This is a genomic window from Pseudomonas sp. SK, from assembly GCF_012975065.1.
Classification (GTDB): Bacteria; Pseudomonadota; Gammaproteobacteria; order Pseudomonadales; family Pseudomonadaceae; genus Aquipseudomonas; species Aquipseudomonas anuradhapurensis.
Map to the genome: position 1 here is coordinate 80,737 of NZ_CP051857.1, position 16,722 is coordinate 97,458.

Annotated in this window: 14 protein-coding genes; 9 read left to right on the top strand and 5 right to left on the bottom strand. The window is 63.2% G+C overall.

All coding sequences use genetic code 11. The annotated features are described in order from the left end of the window. Positions 1–3: 3 nt before the first annotated feature. Positions 4–960 carry a zinc ABC transporter substrate-binding protein gene (locus tag HG549_RS00410; RefSeq protein WP_170027673.1) on the top strand — a complete coding sequence of 319 codons (957 nt, stop codon included), beginning with the start codon at positions 4–6 and terminating at the stop codon, positions 958–960. 49 nt (positions 961–1,009) lie between these two features. Here the strand turns inward: HG549_RS00410 and HG549_RS00415 are convergent, their stop codons facing one another. Continuing rightward, a complete protein-coding gene (locus HG549_RS00415) occupies positions 1,010–1,960 on the bottom strand; it encodes a homoserine kinase (protein WP_170027675.1) in 951 nt (316 codons plus the stop codon). A gap of 69 nt (positions 1,961–2,029) precedes the next feature. Beyond that, entirely contained in the window at positions 2,030–2,317 is a 288-nt protein-coding gene (locus HG549_RS00420) for a DUF2782 domain-containing protein (protein ID WP_170027677.1), read from the bottom strand. Between the two features lie 75 nt (positions 2,318–2,392). On the opposite strand from HG549_RS00420, the gene polA reads away from it, so the two are divergent. Then, on the top strand, positions 2,393–5,140 hold the full coding sequence (gene polA / locus HG549_RS00425) for a DNA polymerase I (protein WP_170027679.1): 2,748 nt from the start codon (positions 2,393–2,395) through the stop codon (positions 5,138–5,140). A gap of 355 nt (positions 5,141–5,495) precedes the next feature. Here polA and yihA read toward each other — a convergent pair whose 3' ends face one another. Continuing rightward, the gene (gene yihA, locus HG549_RS00430) at positions 5,496–6,128 is read right to left on the bottom strand and encodes a ribosome biogenesis GTP-binding protein YihA/YsxC (protein WP_170027681.1); all 633 of its coding nucleotides are present in this window, start codon (positions 6,126–6,128) and stop codon (positions 5,496–5,498) included. A gap of 201 nt (positions 6,129–6,329) precedes the next feature. On the opposite strand from yihA, the gene HG549_RS00435 reads away from it, so the two are divergent. The 7 genes from HG549_RS00435 (at position 6,330) to HG549_RS00465 (ending at position 13,593) form a co-directional block, all read left to right on the top strand. Beyond that, a complete protein-coding gene (locus HG549_RS00435; RefSeq protein ID WP_170027683.1) occupies positions 6,330–6,632 on the top strand; it encodes a cytochrome c5 family protein in 303 nt (100 codons plus the stop codon). 31 nt (positions 6,633–6,663) lie between these two features. Next, positions 6,664–7,281: a cytochrome c gene (locus HG549_RS00440; protein WP_170027685.1), complete on the top strand. Its 618-nt coding sequence runs from the start codon at positions 6,664–6,666 to the stop codon at positions 7,279–7,281. A gap of 282 nt (positions 7,282–7,563) precedes the next feature. Next, a complete protein-coding gene (dsbA, locus tag HG549_RS00445) occupies positions 7,564–8,196 on the top strand; it encodes a thiol:disulfide interchange protein DsbA (protein ID WP_170027687.1) in 633 nt (210 codons plus the stop codon). A gap of 12 nt (positions 8,197–8,208) precedes the next feature. Then, entirely contained in the window at positions 8,209–9,063 is an 855-nt protein-coding gene (locus HG549_RS00450) for an endonuclease/exonuclease/phosphatase family protein (protein WP_170027689.1), read from the top strand. A 27-nt stretch (positions 9,064–9,090) separates the two neighbouring features. After that, positions 9,091–11,022, top strand: a complete 1,932-nt coding sequence (locus HG549_RS00455; RefSeq protein WP_170027691.1) for a GGDEF domain-containing protein — start codon at positions 9,091–9,093, stop codon at positions 11,020–11,022. Between the two features lie 80 nt (positions 11,023–11,102). Beyond that, positions 11,103–11,891, top strand: coding sequence for an N-acetylmuramoyl-L-alanine amidase (locus HG549_RS00460; RefSeq protein WP_170027692.1), 789 nt, complete (start codon positions 11,103–11,105; stop codon positions 11,889–11,891). 100 nt (positions 11,892–11,991) lie between these two features. Then, positions 11,992–13,593, top strand: a complete 1,602-nt coding sequence (locus HG549_RS00465) for an EAL domain-containing protein (protein ID WP_170027693.1) — start codon at positions 11,992–11,994, stop codon at positions 13,591–13,593. Here the strand turns inward: HG549_RS00465 and HG549_RS00470 are convergent. Together HG549_RS00470 and algB are read right to left on the bottom strand one after the other, a co-directional pair. Further along, positions 13,572–15,353: a KinB sensor domain-containing domain gene (locus HG549_RS00470; protein ID WP_170027694.1), complete on the bottom strand. Its 1,782-nt coding sequence runs from the start codon at positions 15,351–15,353 to the stop codon at positions 13,572–13,574. The genes HG549_RS00465 and HG549_RS00470 overlap by 22 nt on opposite strands. Then, positions 15,350–16,696, bottom strand: a complete 1,347-nt coding sequence (gene algB / locus HG549_RS00475; protein ID WP_170027695.1) for a sigma-54-dependent response regulator transcription factor AlgB — start codon at positions 16,694–16,696, stop codon at positions 15,350–15,352. Before algB ends, HG549_RS00470 begins: the two co-directional genes overlap by 4 nt. Positions 16,697–16,722 lie beyond the last annotated feature (26 nt).

The following is a 16,722-nucleotide window of genomic DNA, read 5'->3' on the forward strand; positions in this document are numbered from 1 at the left end:
TTTATGGAGACGTTATTATGTTACCTGTTTCTGACGACTCGAGTACTCACCGTGTCCCGATTCCTAGCTCTGTTTGTCGCTTTTATCGCATTTTCCGCCCAGGCCGACGTACGCGTGCTGACCACTATCAAACCCCTGCAGCAGATTGCCGCTGCGGTGCAGGATGGTGTCGGCAGCCCTGAGGTCTTGCTGCCACCGGGCGCATCACCGCACCATTATGCGCTGCGCCCGTCCGATGTACGGCGGGTGGCGGACGCCGACCTGCTGTACTGGATCGGCCCGGACATGGAAAACTTTCTGCCGCGGGTACTGGGCAATCGCAGCAAGCCGACGGTCGCCGTGCAGTCGCTGCCAGGCATGAAACTGCGCCACTTTGGCGAGGACAGCCAGTCCCACGAAGAGGAAGACCATGACGACCATGACCACGATCACCGTCCAGGCAGCCTGGACGCGCACCTGTGGCTATCATCGGTCAATGCACGGGTAATCGCTGCGAAAATGGCCGCCGACCTGGCCCAGGTCGACCCGGCCAATGCGGCGCGCTACCAGAGCAACCTGAAGGCGTTCGACGAGCGCCTGGACGCACTGGACGGGCGGATCAAGGCGCGGGTGGCCGGTATTGCCGGCAAGCCGTACTTCGTGTTCCACGAAGCGTTCGATTATTTCGAAGCCGAGTACGGCCTGAAGCATACCGGCGTGTTCACCGTGGCAGCCGAGGTGCAGCCCGGCGCGCAGCATGTGGCCGCCATGCGCAAACGCCTGCAGGAAGTGGGCAAGACTTGTGTATTCAGCGAGCCGCCGTTGCGCCCGCGCCTGGCCGAGACGCTGACTGCCGGCCTGCCGGTGCGCCTGGCCGAGCTGGACGCCCTGGGCGGTAGCGAGCCGGTGGATGGCAAGGGTTATGAGCGTTTGCTGGAAAAGCTGGGTGGCGACCTGGCCGGGTGCCTGGAACAGCTGTAAGCCTGTTCCGGCTTCTTCGCGGGCATGCCCGCGAAGAAGCAGACGCGGTCTAGAGGGCGAACGGCAGGTGCAAGGCCACCTGCCGGCGCTGCGCCAGGCGCACTTCGAACTCGCTCGGGTCGTGGATCATCACGTCCATTCCGGCAAACGACTCTGCGGCGATCAGGCGCGATAGCCAGAAGCGGACGCACCCTACCCGCAACATTTCCGGCCACAGCTCGGCCTCGGCAGCGGTAAATGGCCGCAACGCCGCGTAAGCGGCCAGCAGCGCCTGGGCACGCGGTACATCCACAGCGCCGTGCTCATCCAGGCACCAGTCGTTCACGGTGATGGCGATGTCATACAGCATCGGCCCGGAACACGCATTGTAGAAGTCGATTACACCGGTCAGGTGGGTGCCTTCGAACATCACGTTGTCGCGGAACAGGTCGGCGTGCAGATTGGCCCGTGGCAGGGCCAGGATCTGCGCCTTGTGCGCGCGGATTTCATCCAGCGCCGGTTGCAGCAGCGCGGCTTGCTCGGTGGTCAGGCGCGGCAGCAGCTCGGCACCGGAAGCCAGCATCCAGTCCAGGCCACGGTCGGTACGCCGCTCGATGATGTGCTCGCGGGTGGCCAGGTGAATGTGCGCCAGCAATTCGCCGACCTGGGCGCAGTGCTGGGCGTTCGGCGCCTTGATGTGCTTGCCCGACAGCCGTGGCTGCAACAGCGCTGGCTTGCCACACAGTTCACGCAGGCCGTTGCCGTCGCGGTCCCGTATCGCATAGGGCACTGGCATGTCGGCGGCGTGCAGGGTATCGAGCAGCTCGATGAAGAACGGCATGTCCTCGCTGGGCCCGCGCTCGATCAGCGTCAGGACGAACTCCCCCTGTTCGAGGCTGACGAAGAAATTGCTGTTCTCGGTGCCGGCGGCAATGCCCTGGAAGTCGAGCAGACGGCCCAGCGCGTACGGTGCCAGAAAGGTTTCCAGCTCAGGCCGGGTCACGGGGGTGAAGACTGACATGATGAAAAGTTGCCCATACGGGCACTTCCGCCGGGAAGTGCCAGGTTGATGTGAACGGTGCGCGTCAGATTACCACTCGAAGATCTTCCAGGACGGAATCAGCATGTCCGGCTGGTCGGATCGAATGAAATTGCCATCAGAGCCATCGGCGCGTACCAGGAAATAAGGCTTGCCGTGTTTCGGCGTGATCTTGATCGCATACAGGAACCCGTTCTGCCGGTATTCCTGGATGGTTTTGTCGCCTTCCGTGCGAATGGTCACCTCGGGATCGGCCGAGGGGGCGTCGTCCGCCGCCAGGGTGACGACAGGCATGGTTGCCAACAGACCGAGCAGTAACAGGCGATTGAGTGTACGCATGATAACCTTGTCCCTTTGTCGTCAATGATTCTGGCTATTCTAGCGCCGGACCCGTCGAAAAGGTTGATTCTGCTCATGAGCCAAGCGCCCCTCGTCCTGGTGGACGGTTCCTCCTACCTGTACCGCGCCTTCCATGCGCTGCCGCCGTTGACCACCTCCAAGGGCATGCCGACCGGCGCGGTGAAGGGGGTGCTGAACATGCTCAAGAGCCTGCGCAAGCAATACCCCGACAGCCTCTTTGCGGTGGTGTTCGACGCCAAGGGCGGCACCTTCCGCGATGCCATGTTCGCCGAGTACAAGGCCAACCGCCCGAGCATGCCGGACGACCTGCGCTTGCAGATCGAGCCGCTGCACGCCAGCGTCAAGGCGCTGGGCTACCCGCTGTTGTGCGTCGAGGCTGTCGAGGCCGACGACGTGATCGGCACCCTGGCGCGCAGCAGCGCCGCCCTTGGCCGGCCGGTAATCATCTCGACCGGTGACAAGGACATGGCGCAGCTGGTGGACGGGCACATTACCTTGGTCAACACCATGACCGGAAGCGTGCTGGACGTTGCTGGCGTGCACGAGAAATTTGGCGTCGGCCCGGAACATATCATCGACTTCCTGGCCCTGATGGGCGACAAGGTCGACAACATTCCCGGCGTGCCGGGCGTGGGCGAAAAAACTGCAGTCGGCCTGCTGACCGGCATCGGCGGCGGCCTCAGCGACCTCTATGCCAACCTGGACAAGGTGCCGACGCTACCCATTCGCGGCGCCAAGACCCTGCCGGCCAAGCTCGAAGAGCACCGCGACGCGGCGTTCCTGTCGTATGAGCTGGCCACCATCAAGATCGATGTGCCGCTGGATATCGAGGTTGACGCCCTGGTATGCGGGGAGCCGGATCGCGAAGCGCTGCTGGCGTTGTACAGCGAAATGGAGTTCAAGAGCTGGGTCGCCGAAGTGCAGCGCGACGCGGCGAAGGCCGGTAATGACATCGCGCCGATCGCGGAACCGGTGGCCAAGGTCGAGCCCAGGTACGAAACCATTCTTGACCCGGCCCGTTTCCAAGTCTGGCTGGAGAAGCTGCGCCAGGCACCCCTGTTCGCGTTCGACACCGAGACCACCAGCCTGGATGCCCAGCAGGCGCAGCTGGTTGGCCTGTCGTTCGCCGTCGAGCCGCATGAAGCGGCCTACGTGCCGCTGGCCCATGATTACGAGGGAGCGCCAGCGCAGTTGGACCGCGACAGCGTGCTGCAGGCACTCAAGCCGTTGCTCGAAGACCCGGCCAAGGCCAAGGTCGGGCAGAACGCCAAATACGATATCAACATCCTCGCCAATGGCACGCCGGCCATCGAAATGCGCGGCGTAGCCTATGACACCATGCTCGAGTCGTATGTGTTGAACTCCACGGCCACCCGGCATGACATGGATAGCCTGGCGCAGAAGTACCTCGACCACACCACCATTGCCTTCGAGGACATCGCCGGCAAGGGCGCCAAGCAGCTGACCTTCAACCAGATCCACCTGGACAAGGCCGGCCCCTACGCCGCCGAAGACGCCGACATCACCCTGCGCCTGCACCACGCGTTGCAGGCGCGCCTGGCGCAGACACCGAGCGTGCAGCCGGTACTGATGGACATCGAGATGCCGCTGGTGCCGGTGCTGGCCAAGATCGAGCGCCAGGGTGCGTTGGTCGATGCTGCGCTGCTGCGGGTGCAGAGTGGCGAGCTGGGGGTGAAGATGGCCGAGCTGGAGCAGCGTGCCTATGAGCTGGCGGGTGAGGAATTCAACCTCGGCTCGCCCAAGCAGCTGGGTGCGATCCTCTATGACAAGCTGGGCATGCCGGTGCTGAGCAAGACCACCAAGGGCCAGCCATCCACTGCAGAAGCGGTGCTCGACGAACTGGCCGAGCAAGGCTATCCGTTGCCTGAGGTATTGATGCAGTACCGCAGCCTGAGCAAGCTCAAGAGCACCTACACGGACAAGCTGCCAGGGCAGATCAACCCGCGCACCGGGCGTATCCACACCTCGTACCAGCAGGCGGTGGCGGCTACTGGCCGGTTGTCCTCGAGCGACCCGAACCTGCAGAACATCCCGATTCGTACGGCCGAGGGGCGGCGCATCCGCCAGGCCTTCGTCGCCAGCCCGGGCTACAAGTTGCTGGCGGCCGACTACTCGCAGATCGAGCTGCGCATCATGGCCCACCTGGCCAAGGACGAAGGCTTGCTGCATGCCTTCCGCAACAACCTGGACGTGCACCGCGCGACGGCGGCGGAAGTGTTCGGCGTGGCCCTGGAAGACGTCACCACCGACCAGCGCCGCAGCGCCAAGGCGATCAACTTCGGCCTGATCTATGGCATGAGCGCGTTTGGCCTGGCCAAGCAGATCGGTGTCGATCGCAAGCAGTCGCAGGACTATATCGACCGCTATTTCACTCGCTACCCTGGCGTACTGGCCTACATGGAGCGCACCCGCGCCCAGGCTGCCGCGCAAGGCTTTGTCGAAACCCTGTTTGGCCGGCGCCTGTACCTGCCGGACATCAATGCCAAGAACCCGGCCTTGCGCAAAGGCGCCGAGCGCACCGCGATCAACGCGCCGATGCAAGGCACCGCGGCCGACATCATCAAGCGCGCCATGGTCAATGTGGATAACTGGCTGAGCGAAAGCGGGCTGGATGCCCGGGTCATCCTCCAGGTTCACGACGAACTGGTGCTGGAGGTACGCGAAGACCTGGTAGACCAGGTCAAAGATGAAATTCGCCAGCACATGAGCCAGGCGGCGCAGCTGGATGTGCCGTTGCTGGTGGAAGCAGGAATTGGTGCGAATTGGGACGAAGCTCACTGATCGAGCAGGTAAAGCTGTGTAGGATCTGCGACGTAGGGACGCGGATCCTGGCACCGCTCAGTGCCACGGGTGCTGACGCTTCATGAAACTATCGCAAATAGTTTCCAGGGCTTCGGAACTAAACCGGTGAAGCGGAACTCAGAGTATCTGAATGGCTGGTGAAGCCTTTCGATGCTCCTATGTTGTGTTAAGTGTTGGCAGATATCTGGACCCCGCCCTAGCGGTCCGGACTTGGACCCCGAACTTCCCCCTCCCCATACGAAGTCCGGGGTTTTTTTTGCCCGGAATTCCTTGGTGATGCGGTCTTTGTGTAGGCGCGACACAAGGCCGCGTCTACACGAAGACGCGCAGGCCTTCAGGCCACTGGCTTGTCTTCCAGCTCCATCCAGCCCGCCAGCACCCGGTAGGCCTCTTCCACGCCCAGGCGCTTGGTTGCCGAGAACAGCTGGATGGTCACGCCATCGCCCCAGCCCTTGCGGATTTCCGACTGCACCTTGAGCAGGGTGTTCTTGCCTGCGCCGTGGGTCAGTTTGTCGGCCTTGGTCAGCAGGATGTGCATCGGCATGCTGCTGGCCTTGGCCCAGTCGAGCATCATCTTGTCGAAGTCGGTCATCGGGTGGCGTACGTCCATCATCAGGATGACGCCACGCAGGCATTCACGGCTGCCCAGGTAGGCTTCCAGGTGTTTCTGCCAATGTTGCTTCAGCGGAATCGGCACTTTTGCATAACCGTAGCCCGGCAGGTCGACCAAACGCCGTTCATCGTCCAGACTGAAGAAATTCAACAGCTGGGTGCGCCCGGGGGTTTTCGAGGTACGCGCCAGGCTGGCATGAGTCAGGGTGTTGAGGGCGCTGGATTTGCCGGCGTTGGAGCGGCCGGCGAAAGCCACCTCGTAACCCTGGTCGTCCGGGCATTGTTCGACCTTGGCAGCGCTGAGGGCGAATGTGGCTTTCTGGCAGAGGCCGAGGATGGGGTTCTTGACTTGCATGGGATATCCGATGTGGGTGTTGCCTGACTCTGTAGGCCCGAGCCTGGCAAGCGGTGTCGTTTCCGTTTGGATGGCGGAAGTATATAATGCCCCAGTTTTTGTGTGCTCATTCTCCTGGCAAAGGGGAACGAGCATGGGGTGTCGAACAATAGCTCGCGCAACAGAACGCAGCGCGGCCCCCAACCCTGAAGGTCGTTCCGCATGGCGAAATGGCTGCTTGCTGTCGGTATGTTCCTGCCGTTTTTCAGCGCACAGGCTACACAGGATCCCGAGGTGTTGTACAACCGCACGTGTGCGGCCTGTCACGCCGGGCAGTTGCCACAGGCACCCAGGCAGGGTGATCGGGCAGCATGGGAGCCAAGGCTGGCGCAAGGCATGGAGGTACTGGTGAAGCACGTGACCCAGGGTTTCAAGGCTATGCCGCCGCGTGGATTGTGCATGGACTGCAGTGCCGAGGACTACCGTTTGGTCATCCTTTGGATGAGTGGCAGTCCCGATACATAACATTTCACCCTTAGCCGTGTTGGATTAGCTGATGAACAAACTAGTCGTGAGTCTGCTGTTGACCCTGGGTGTCGCAGGTGCGGCCACTGCTGCGCAACCTATCAAAGGCGATGCCGCCGCCGGCCAGGCCAAGACTGCCGTGTGTGGCGCCTGCCACAACCCCGACGGCAACAGCCTGGCGCCGAACTTCCCGAAACTGGCCGGCCAGGGCCAGCGCTACCTCGAAAAACAACTGCACGATATCAAGTCGGGCAAGCGCACCGTGCTGGAAATGACCGGGATGCTGGCCAATTTCAATGACCAGGACCTGGCTGATATCGCCGCCTACTTCTCCAGCCAGAAAGGCAGCGTTGGCGCTGCCGATCCCAAGCTCGTCGAGCGTGGCCGTGCGCTGTTCAACGGCGGCGACCTGGAGAAGGGCATGCCTGCCTGCACCGGTTGCCATTCGCCCAATGGCGCCGGCATCGCCCTGGCCGGCTTCCCGCACCTGGGCGGCCAGCACGCGCAGTATGTGACCAAGCAGCTCACCGATTTCCGCGAAGGCAACCGCACCAATGATGGCGATGCCATGACCATGCGCACCATCGCCGGCAAGCTGAGCAACCACGATATCGAGGCGTTGGCCAGCTACATCCAGGGGCTGCACTGAGGCCCTCGACAGCCTGCCATGGCCCTATCGCTGGCAAGCCAGCTGCCACCGGTACTCCATCGCCTGAGGTCGATGCGGTCGAGGTGGGCGCCGGCTTGCCGGCGATAAGGCCATTACAGGCGGCGCATTAACTTTCAGTTAATGTTGTAAGCCAATGATGAAAGGGCGGCCGGACCGCCCTTTTTTCAGTCCGCAGCCGTTACACTACAGAACTCGAGCCCTTCCCGGCCTGTCACAGTGCAGGTCGCGTCGGGGCGACCCAAGACTGCTCAGGAGTAAAGCATGCGTAAACTGATTCTCAGCGCTGCGCTGGTCGCCGCCAGCGTATTCGGTATGACTGCCGTCCAGGCCGCGGAGCCTGTGGCTGGCAAGGAATACATCGAGCTGAGCAACCCTGTTCCGGTTTCCGTGCCTGGCAAGATCGAAGTCGTCGAGCTGTTCTGGTACGGCTGCCCACACTGCTACCACTTCGAGCCGACCATCAACCCTTGGGTTGAAAAGCTGCCCAAGGACGTCAACTTCAAGCGCGTACCGGCCATGTTCGGTGGCCCATGGGATGCGCACGGCCAGATGTTCCTGACCCTCGAGGCCATGGGCGTCGAGCACAAGGTGCACGCGGCGGTGTTCGATGCCATTCAGAACCAGCACAAGCGCCTGACCGACAAGAATGACATGGCCGAATTCCTCGCCACCCAAGGCGTGGACAAGGACAAGTTCCTGGCCACCTACGACTCGTTCGCCATCAAGGGCCAGGTCAACCAGGCCAAGGAACTGGCGAAGAAGTACGAAATCACCGGCGTACCAAGCATGGTGGTCAACGGCAAGTACCGCTTCGACCTGGGTACCGCCGGCGGGCCGGAAGGCGTGCTGAATGTTGCCGACCAGCTGATCGACAAGGAGCGCGCCGCTAAGTAAGCGGCGCAGCCCATGCCCCGCTTCAGGTCCACGCGTGGCATTGGCCTGCACCAGCCGCAGGTCAACGAGCACCACTTGCAGGCCCCTGGCCTGCCTGAGGATGGTCGCCTGCGGCTGCTCAGTTTCAACATCCAGGTGGGCATCAGCACCGAGCGTTATCGGCATTACCTCACTCGCAGCTGGCAGCACCTGCTGCCGCACAACGGGCGTGCCGGCAACCTGCAGAAGATCGGCAAACTGCTGGGTGACTTCGACCTGGTGGCCTTGCAGGAGGCCGACGGTGGCAGCCTGCGTTCGGGCTACGTCAACCAGGTCGAACACCTCGCCCACCTGGGTGCTTTCCCCTACTGGTACCAGCAGCTCAACCGCAACCTCGGGCGTTTTGCCCAGCACAGCAATGGGGTGCTCAGCCGCATCAAGCCACACGTGCTCGAAGATCATCCGTTACCCGGCCCGGCCGGGCGCGGAGCGATCCTGGTGCGTTTCGGCGAGGGTGACGATGCCCTGATCGTGGTCATGATGCACCTGGCCCTTGGTGCCAAGACCCGCGCGCTGCAGCTGGGCTACATTCGCGAGCTGATTGGCGGCTACCGCCACCAGGTGTTGATGGGTGACATGAACACCCATGCCACCGACCTGCTGGAGCACTCGCCGTTGCGCGACCTGGGCCTGATTGCCCCGCAAGTCGAGGCCACCTTCCCGAGCTGGCGGCCACAGCGTTGCCTGGACCACATCCTGCTCAGCCCAAGCCTCACGCTGGAGCGTGTCGAGGTGCTGGCACAGCCAATTTCTGACCACCTTCCCGTTGCCGTCGAGATTCGATTGCCTGATGCATTGACTGTGGATACGCTGCCGGTCCCGAGCTAATTGCCATCACCGTTTGCGGACCCGGGCATGACTGAAGACGCTGAGCGCTGGAAAGAAAAATACCTTAAAAGCATCGAGCAGCAGGAACGGCTCGAGCGCCGTTGGGAGGCCCGTCTCGACCTGCTGCGCCGCGGCCTGGTCCGCAGCACCCTGGCTGCCGAAGGCAGTGACAAGGTGGTGGACCAGTGCATGAAGGAAATGCGCGAGGTCATCCGCAGCGACAACATGGACGCGGGCCTCGCCGGCCTGATTCCGCGCCTGGAGAAAGCGGTGCTGGATTCCGAGCAGCGTCGGGAAACCCGCATGAACCAGGTCGGTGACGCCTTGACCGCACTGGTTGGCCAACTGCAAGGCCTGCCGCTGCCGAACGAAGTCTCGCGGCCGTTGAAAAAACTGGCGAAGAAGCTCGAAGGCGGCGTTGCCCAGTCACGCGATCTGCCGCCGTTGCTGGGTGAACTGAGCGGCTTGCAGGGCCGCGCACTGTCAGCCCTGGGCAAGCGTGGGGAAGAGGCCCGGCCGGGTTTGTTGCAGCGCCTGTTCGGCAGCCGTGAGGAAGACACCCCAGGCGCACCGACGCCTGTAGCGGTGGCGCCGCCTGCTGTAACCACGCAGCCCCAGGCGTTTGATGCCGCGCAGGCCGACGATGTGGATGCGTTGCAGCCGCTGCCAGCCCCTCAAGCCGCTGTTGACGAAGTACCTGTGGCGGCGGAGGCCGAGCTGGAAGTGCCTGGCCCGGCGTTGATCGAAACGGCCGAACTATCGCCAGCCCCGTTGCCGCCGCCAGCTGCGCACGATGAACCCCTACCGCAAGCCTCCGGTGGCGAGCTGCTGGCTGAAGCAGAGCCGCCACAAATACCTGAGGAAACCCCTGGCGAAGACGGCACCTATGCCCTGCCGGATGCGGTCGAGCCGCCCTACAGCCAGGTGGCTGCGCATATCGAGCAGACCCTGCTCGGCCTGCTCGATGATCTCAGCCTGCCCGAGCGGCACAAGGCCCAGGCGCTGGAGATGCGCGAACGGGTTGCCCGCGGCTTGAACTGGTATGAGCTGATCCCGGTGCTGGACGACCTGGCTGTGCTGATGCTGGCGATCACCGACAGCGGCCAGCATGAATTCGAAACCTACCTGCAGCAGCTCAACGAACGCCTGGAAGGCTTCCAGAGCCACTTGCACGAGGCCAGTGTTGGCCATGCCGACAACAGTTCTGCTGCCCGCGAGCTGGATAACCAGCTGCGCGAGCACGTCGACGGGCTGCAAAGCAGCGTGCAAGGTGCTGCCGATGTGGACAGCCTCAAGCACATCCTGGACAACCGCCTGGAAGGCTTGCTGGTAACCATGGACCAGCACAAGCATGAGCGCGATCGCCGCGAGCAGGAGCTGGCAGGGCGCCTGCAAGGGTTGTCGGAGCGGGTGGCGAACATGGAGCAGGAGGCGCTCGGCTATCGCGAGCACCTGGAAGAACAGCGGCAGAAAGCCTTGCTCGACCCGCTTACCGGCCTGCCCAACCGTGCGGCATGGAGCGAGCGGGTCGAGCGCGAAATGATCGAGTGGCAGGATAAAGGTGGCCACCTGACGATGGCGATCCTCGACCTTGACCATTTCAAACGCATCAACGACAGCTACGGGCACCTGGCAGGGGACAAGGTATTGAAAATTGTCGCCGACCAGTTGCGCAAGCGCCTGAACGGTCGCGGGTTCATCGCCCGGTTTGGTGGCGAAGAGTTTGTCCTGTTGCTGCCGCAGACCTCGTTGGCAGCGGCTGCCGAGGTGGCCGAGGCACTGCGCGCTGCCGTCGAGGCGTGCCCGTTCCACTTCAAGGGTGAACGGGTGGTGATCACCACGTCCATCGGCCTGAGTGCGTTCCGTTCCGGCGAGCGTGGCGACCAGGTGCTCAAGCGCGCCGATGCGGCGCTGTACCGGGCCAAGGACCTGGGGCGCAATCGCGTCGAGCAGGGGTAGTCGGCTGCTGCTGAATCGCGGCACGCACGGTACCGGGGGAGCACGTTATACTGTAGCGCTCATACGCTGAGGCCACTGACGTGCTTTCCACGCTTAAAAGAACGCTGATTTCCTTCTTGCTGTTGTCTGTCGCCGGTTGCTCGACGGGCCTGCGCATCGACCGTAGCCATCCTTCGGCCAACCAGGACAACCGTATCCAGTTCGTTGTCCTCCATTACACCAATGCTTCGCTGGATCGGTCCCTGGCGTTGCTGACCCATGGCGAAGTCAGCAGTCACTACCTGATTGGCGATGGCCCGGGCACGGTGTACCAGCTGGTGGATGAGAGCCGTCGCGCCTGGCATGCAGGGGATAGCCAGTGGCAGGGGCGAACCTGGCTGAATTCGTCTTCCATTGGTATCGAAATCGTCAACCCAGGCTTTACCGACACGCCGAACGGCCGGGTCTGGCACCCTTACAGCGAAGCGCAGATCCAGTCGCTGATCGCGCTGCTCAAGGACATCGTGAAGCGTAACCACATCGAGCCCCGCCACATCATTGGCCACAGCGACATCGCGCCGCTGCGCAAGCTGGATCCGGGGCCGCTGTTCCCCTGGAAGCGGCTGGCCGATGCCGGGCTGGGGATCTGGCCGGATGCCAATGCAGTGGCGCGCCAGCAGGCCTATTTCAGCGTCAACCCACCCAGTGTCGGCTGGTATCAGCAGGAGTTGGCGCGGTTTGGCTATGCGATCGAGCAAACCGGCGTACTGGATGTCGCCACCCGCCATGTGATCGCCGCATTCCAGATGCGCTTCCGCCCACAGCGTTTCGACGGCATGCCGGATGCCCAGACGGCGGCGATGCTGCAGGTACTCAACCGCATGCGTTAAGCCTGTCGCAGCGGCCGGCAGAGGTTCGATCCAGGCGCCAGACGGCAAAGGTGATTCCCGATCCAGTTGCTATACCTTAGTAATCAACTGGATGCCGTCGATGTCAGCGCTCACCGTGTTGCTGCGCCAAATTTTTTTCCATCCCTGGTTGCTGGCCACCCTGGCAGCATTGGCCAGTGCTGCACTGTTGCTCTCCGCCAGCCTCGGCATTGCCTTGCAGCAGATGAAGCAAAGCGAGAGCGAACAGATGAATGCCCAGGGCGAACGCTTTCTTGAGCGCCTGGAGCAGGTGTTTGGCCAGTTGCGTGAAGGGGTCGACCTGTTGCAGGCCCAGCCCTTGCGCGGTTGCAGCCCGGCGATGCTCACGACATTGCAGCAGGTAAGCCTGGGTTCGCGGTTCATTTATGAGGCGGCGTACGTGGATGGGAGCGTCGCCTGCTCCAGCCGTGGTGACGAGCGGGCCTTCGAACGCTTGCGTGCCCCGGACATTCAGGGGCCTACCTACAGTTATTGGCTGAACACCACGACCGAGCCGAACGAGAACCTGGCCGCGCTGATGCTGGGGCGAGGCAAGTTCGTGGTGTCCACCTCCCGTGGCCACCTGACCGATGTGGTCGACCTGCCCCCAGGCGGTAGCCTGGTGGTGGTGTTGGACAATGGCGCCCGGGCCATTCCGGTCCTGGGCCCGCCGCAGGTCTGGCCGCCACCTTCGGCCTGGTCGACCAGCCAGAAGTCGCTGCTCGAACTCAGCGACCGCTTGATCTACCGCATGCCGACCAAGTCACCGGATTACCAGCTGGTGCTGATCGCCCCGCGGGCGAAACTGCCGCTGCGGATGAACGGCATGCTCTGGCTACTGTTCCCCGGCAGCGTGCTGGCAGCCTGCTTCATCGGCTGGGTGGTGCTGCAATTGATCCTGCAGAAACGCTCGATGAGTTCGGAATTGCAGAACGCCTTGCGCCGCGGTGAGCTGCAGGTGCTCTATCAACCGATCTTCGAACTCGACAGCCGACGCTGCGTGGGGGCCGAGGCCCTGGTGCGCTGGCGCCGCCCGGACGGGACGCTGACCAGCCCGGACCTGTTCATTCCGCTGGCGGAAAACACCGGGCAGATTCGCCAGATCACCGACTTTGTCCTGCAGCGAGTGCTGGAGCAGTTGGGCCAGCTGCTGCGCTCGCACCCCGACTTGTACATTTCGGTGAACCTCGCGGCTTGCGATGTGATGGTGCCGCGGATAGGCCGGGTGGCGGCACGCTTGCTGGCCTTGCACAAAGTGGCGGCCAGGCAGATTGCCTTCGAGGTGACCGAGCGTGGCCTGATCGATGTGGTGGTGGCGCGCGATAACCTGCAGGCACTGCGGGCGGTGGGCCATCAGGTGTTGATCGATGATTTCGGCACGGGTTATTGCAGCCTGGCCTATCTGCAGACGCTGCCGGTGGATTGCCTGAAGATCGACAAGGCGTTCATCGATGCCTTGGGGCATGACGCCGCCAGCAGTGGGGTTGCCCCGCATATCATCCGCATGGCCCATGACCTGCATCTGCGGGTGATTGCCGAAGGCATCGAGAGCGAGGACCAGGCGCTACTGCTCAGTAGCGAAGGGGTTCATTATGGCCAGGGCTGGCTATTTGCCCGGCCGTTGAATGCCCGCCAGTTTGCCGAATTGGTGACCCGCGGGCGTCAGGCCGGCAGCGCCATGTAGAACTGGGTGCCCTGCCCTGGCCGGGAGAAAACCCCCATGCGCCCGCCATGCAGCTGCACGATCTCCTTGCACAGCGCCAGCCCCAAGCCAGCCCCGCCCTTCTTGCGCCCTACCTGCACGAACGGTTCGAAGATGCGCCCCTGCTGCCCATAGGCGATGCCCTCGCCGTTATCCTCGACGCTGATGATCACCCGTTCCGCATGGCGTCGTGCATGCAGGCGAATCCGCCCGCCGCTGGCAGTATGGCGGATGGCGTTGTGCAACAGGTTGTCCAGGACCCGGTCGAGTTGGGCGACGTCGGCCTGGATGCGTGGCAACGGCGGTTCCAGCTCTCGGATCAGCTCGATCTGCTTGTGCGCTGCCTGCTCGGCAAAGCGCAGTTGCGCACGTTCCAGCAGCTCGTCGATGGCGCACGGGGCCAGCTCGAGCTTCTGCAGCCCGCTCTGGTAGCGACTGAAGTTGAGCAAGTCATTGATCAACTGGGTAAGGCGCTGCATTTCTTCGCCAATGGTTTCCAGCAGGTCCTGCTCGCGAGCCTCGGGTGGGAACTTGAGGCGCTCGCGCAGCAGCCCGAAGGCCATGTGCATGCCGGTTACCGGGGTACGCAGCTCGTGAGAAGCGCGCAGCACGAACTCGCTGCGCACGCGTTCGAAAGCGCGCTGTTCGGTCACATCGTGCAACACCATCACCGCACCGAGGATTGGCCCTTGCGGGTGGCTGACCGGGGTCAGGCTGTAGGTGAGCAGGCGGGTTTCTTCATCGACCTCGATGTTCAGGTCATCCGGTGGGCGGTCGAGGTTGCCGCCGCGCAGCACCTGGCGAATCTGTTGCTCCAGCTCCGGGCGCTGCAAGGCGTCGGCCAGGCTGCTTCCCACGCGGCTGTCGGACCAGCCCAGCTGGCGCTGGGCCACCGGGTTGAGGTGTTCCAGGCGGCCCTGGCGGTCGATGATCAGCAAGCCGTCGTCGATGCTGTCCAGTACGGCCTGCAGGCGTTGCTGGCCGGCCAGCAGTTCATCGACATTGGTGGCCTGGTGCTTGCGCAAGGCCTCGGCCATCAGGCCGAAGCGGCGGGTCAGCTGGTTGAGCTCGGCGGCCTGGGTCACCGGCAGGGTGACATCGAAATTGCCTTCGCCAAGCTGGTCGGCCGCTTTGGCCAGTGCTTCGATCGGCTGGCCAAAGCGCCGCGCGATGTTGTGCGCAGTGACGAAGCCCAGCACCAGCACTACCAGGCCCATCAGGCCAAGCGCGCCGCTGATCAGCAAGGCGTGGTCGCGGGTGCTTTCTTCGCTGCGGGTAATATGCTCCAAAGCCTGTTTGTGGGAATCGATCAGGTCGCTGCGAACCTGGTTGAAGGCGGCGCCCAGCGGCTGCTCTGCACCCATGCTGCGGGCGGGCGCGGCGCTCTCCCGGTAGGCCTGGAGAAATGCCTGGTAATTGCGGCTGGCCTTGCTGAAGCTGGGACGCTCGCCGCCCTGTTCCAGGGCCTGATTGAGCAGGGCCTGGAAATCTTCCTGCAGCAGCCGCAGGCTTTCCGGGGTGGTGTCCTCGTCAAGAATCAGGGTCATCTGTTCGCCGAGGTTCTGGCGCAGTTTCAGCCCAACCTCCAGGACATGGGTCGTATCGCGCACCAATCGCTGTTGCACTGCGGCCATCTGCAGAACACTGACCAACCCCAGCAACAGGCCCAGCAGCGCCACGGTAACCAGCGCCGAAATGCTGAGGAACAGCCGCGTGCGCAGCTTCATGGGTGGCCACTTCATAGGTTGTACTGCTTGCGCTTGCGGTACAGGGTGGAGGCATCGATGCCCAGGGTCTTGGCGGCTTGGTCCAGGGTGTCGCTGGCAGCCAGCACCGCGCCGATATGGGCGCGCTCCAGCTCATCCAGGCTCAGGGCCGCGCCAACGCGCGGGGTGTTGCCTGCGGGCTGCTCGCCCATGCCCAGGTGGCTGACTTCCACGCGCTCCTGCGGGCAGATGATGCTGGCCCGTTCCACCACGTTACGCAGTTCACGGATGTTGCCGGGCCAACGGTAGTTGAGCAGCGCTGTTCGGGCTTCGTCACTGAACCCGCGCGCGGGTCGGGAGTATTCCTTGACGAAGCGGGCGAGGAAGCGGTCGGCCAGGGTCAGGATATCTTCACTGCGCTCGCGCAGCGGCGGCAGGTGCAGGGTGATGACGTTCAGGCGGTACAGCAAGTCTTCACGGAAGCGGCTTTCGCGCACCATTTCTTCGAGGTTGAGGTTGGTGGCGGCGAGAATACGTACATCGGCACGGCGGGTGACTGGGTCGCCGACGCGCTCGTACTCCTTGTCCTGAATGAAGCGCAGCAACTTTGGCTGCAAGGTCAGTGGGAAATCACCGATTTCGTCGAGGAACAGCGTGCCGCCGTCGGCCTGGTTGACCCGCCCCAGGGTGCTTTCGCTGGCGCCGGTAAAGGCGCCGCGGGTGTGGCCGAACAGCTCGCTTTCCATCAGTTCGGCGTTCAGCGACGGGCAGTTGATGGTCACGCAGGCTTTGCGCGCCCGCTTGCTCCAGCCATGGATGGCCCGGGCCAGTTCGCCTTTACCGGTACCGGACTCACCAAGGATGAGGATATTGGCGTCGGTGGTGGCAACCTGGCGGGCGGTTTCCAGCACCGCCATCATCGCCGGGCTGTGCGAGTCCAGGCCGTCCTTGGGCTTGCGCACTTCGCCTTCGAGGGCTTCCAGGCGTGCAGACAGTTGGCGCACTTCCAGCTGCTTGGCGGTGGCCAGGCGCAGCTGGTCGGGGCTGCACGGTTTGACCAGGTAATCGGCCGCGCCGGCCTGGATCGCATCCACCGCCGTATCGATCGCCGAGTGAGCAGTCACGATCACCACTCGCATCCAGGGGGCCTGGATACGCATTTGCGCCAGGACGTCGAGCCCGTTGTCTTCGCCCAGGCGCAAATCGAGGAAACACAGGTCGAATACCTGGCGCTGCAGCAGGGTTTCGGCCTGCGCCGCGCTATTGGCCGTGGCCACGCTATAGCCCTCGTCCTCCAGGCAGTAGCGGAAAGTGCGCAGGATCGCGGACTCGTCATCCACCAGCAGAATGCGGCCTTGAGTGTCCTGAGCTGATTCCATGTCCTGCGCTCCTTAGGGTTAGGTCT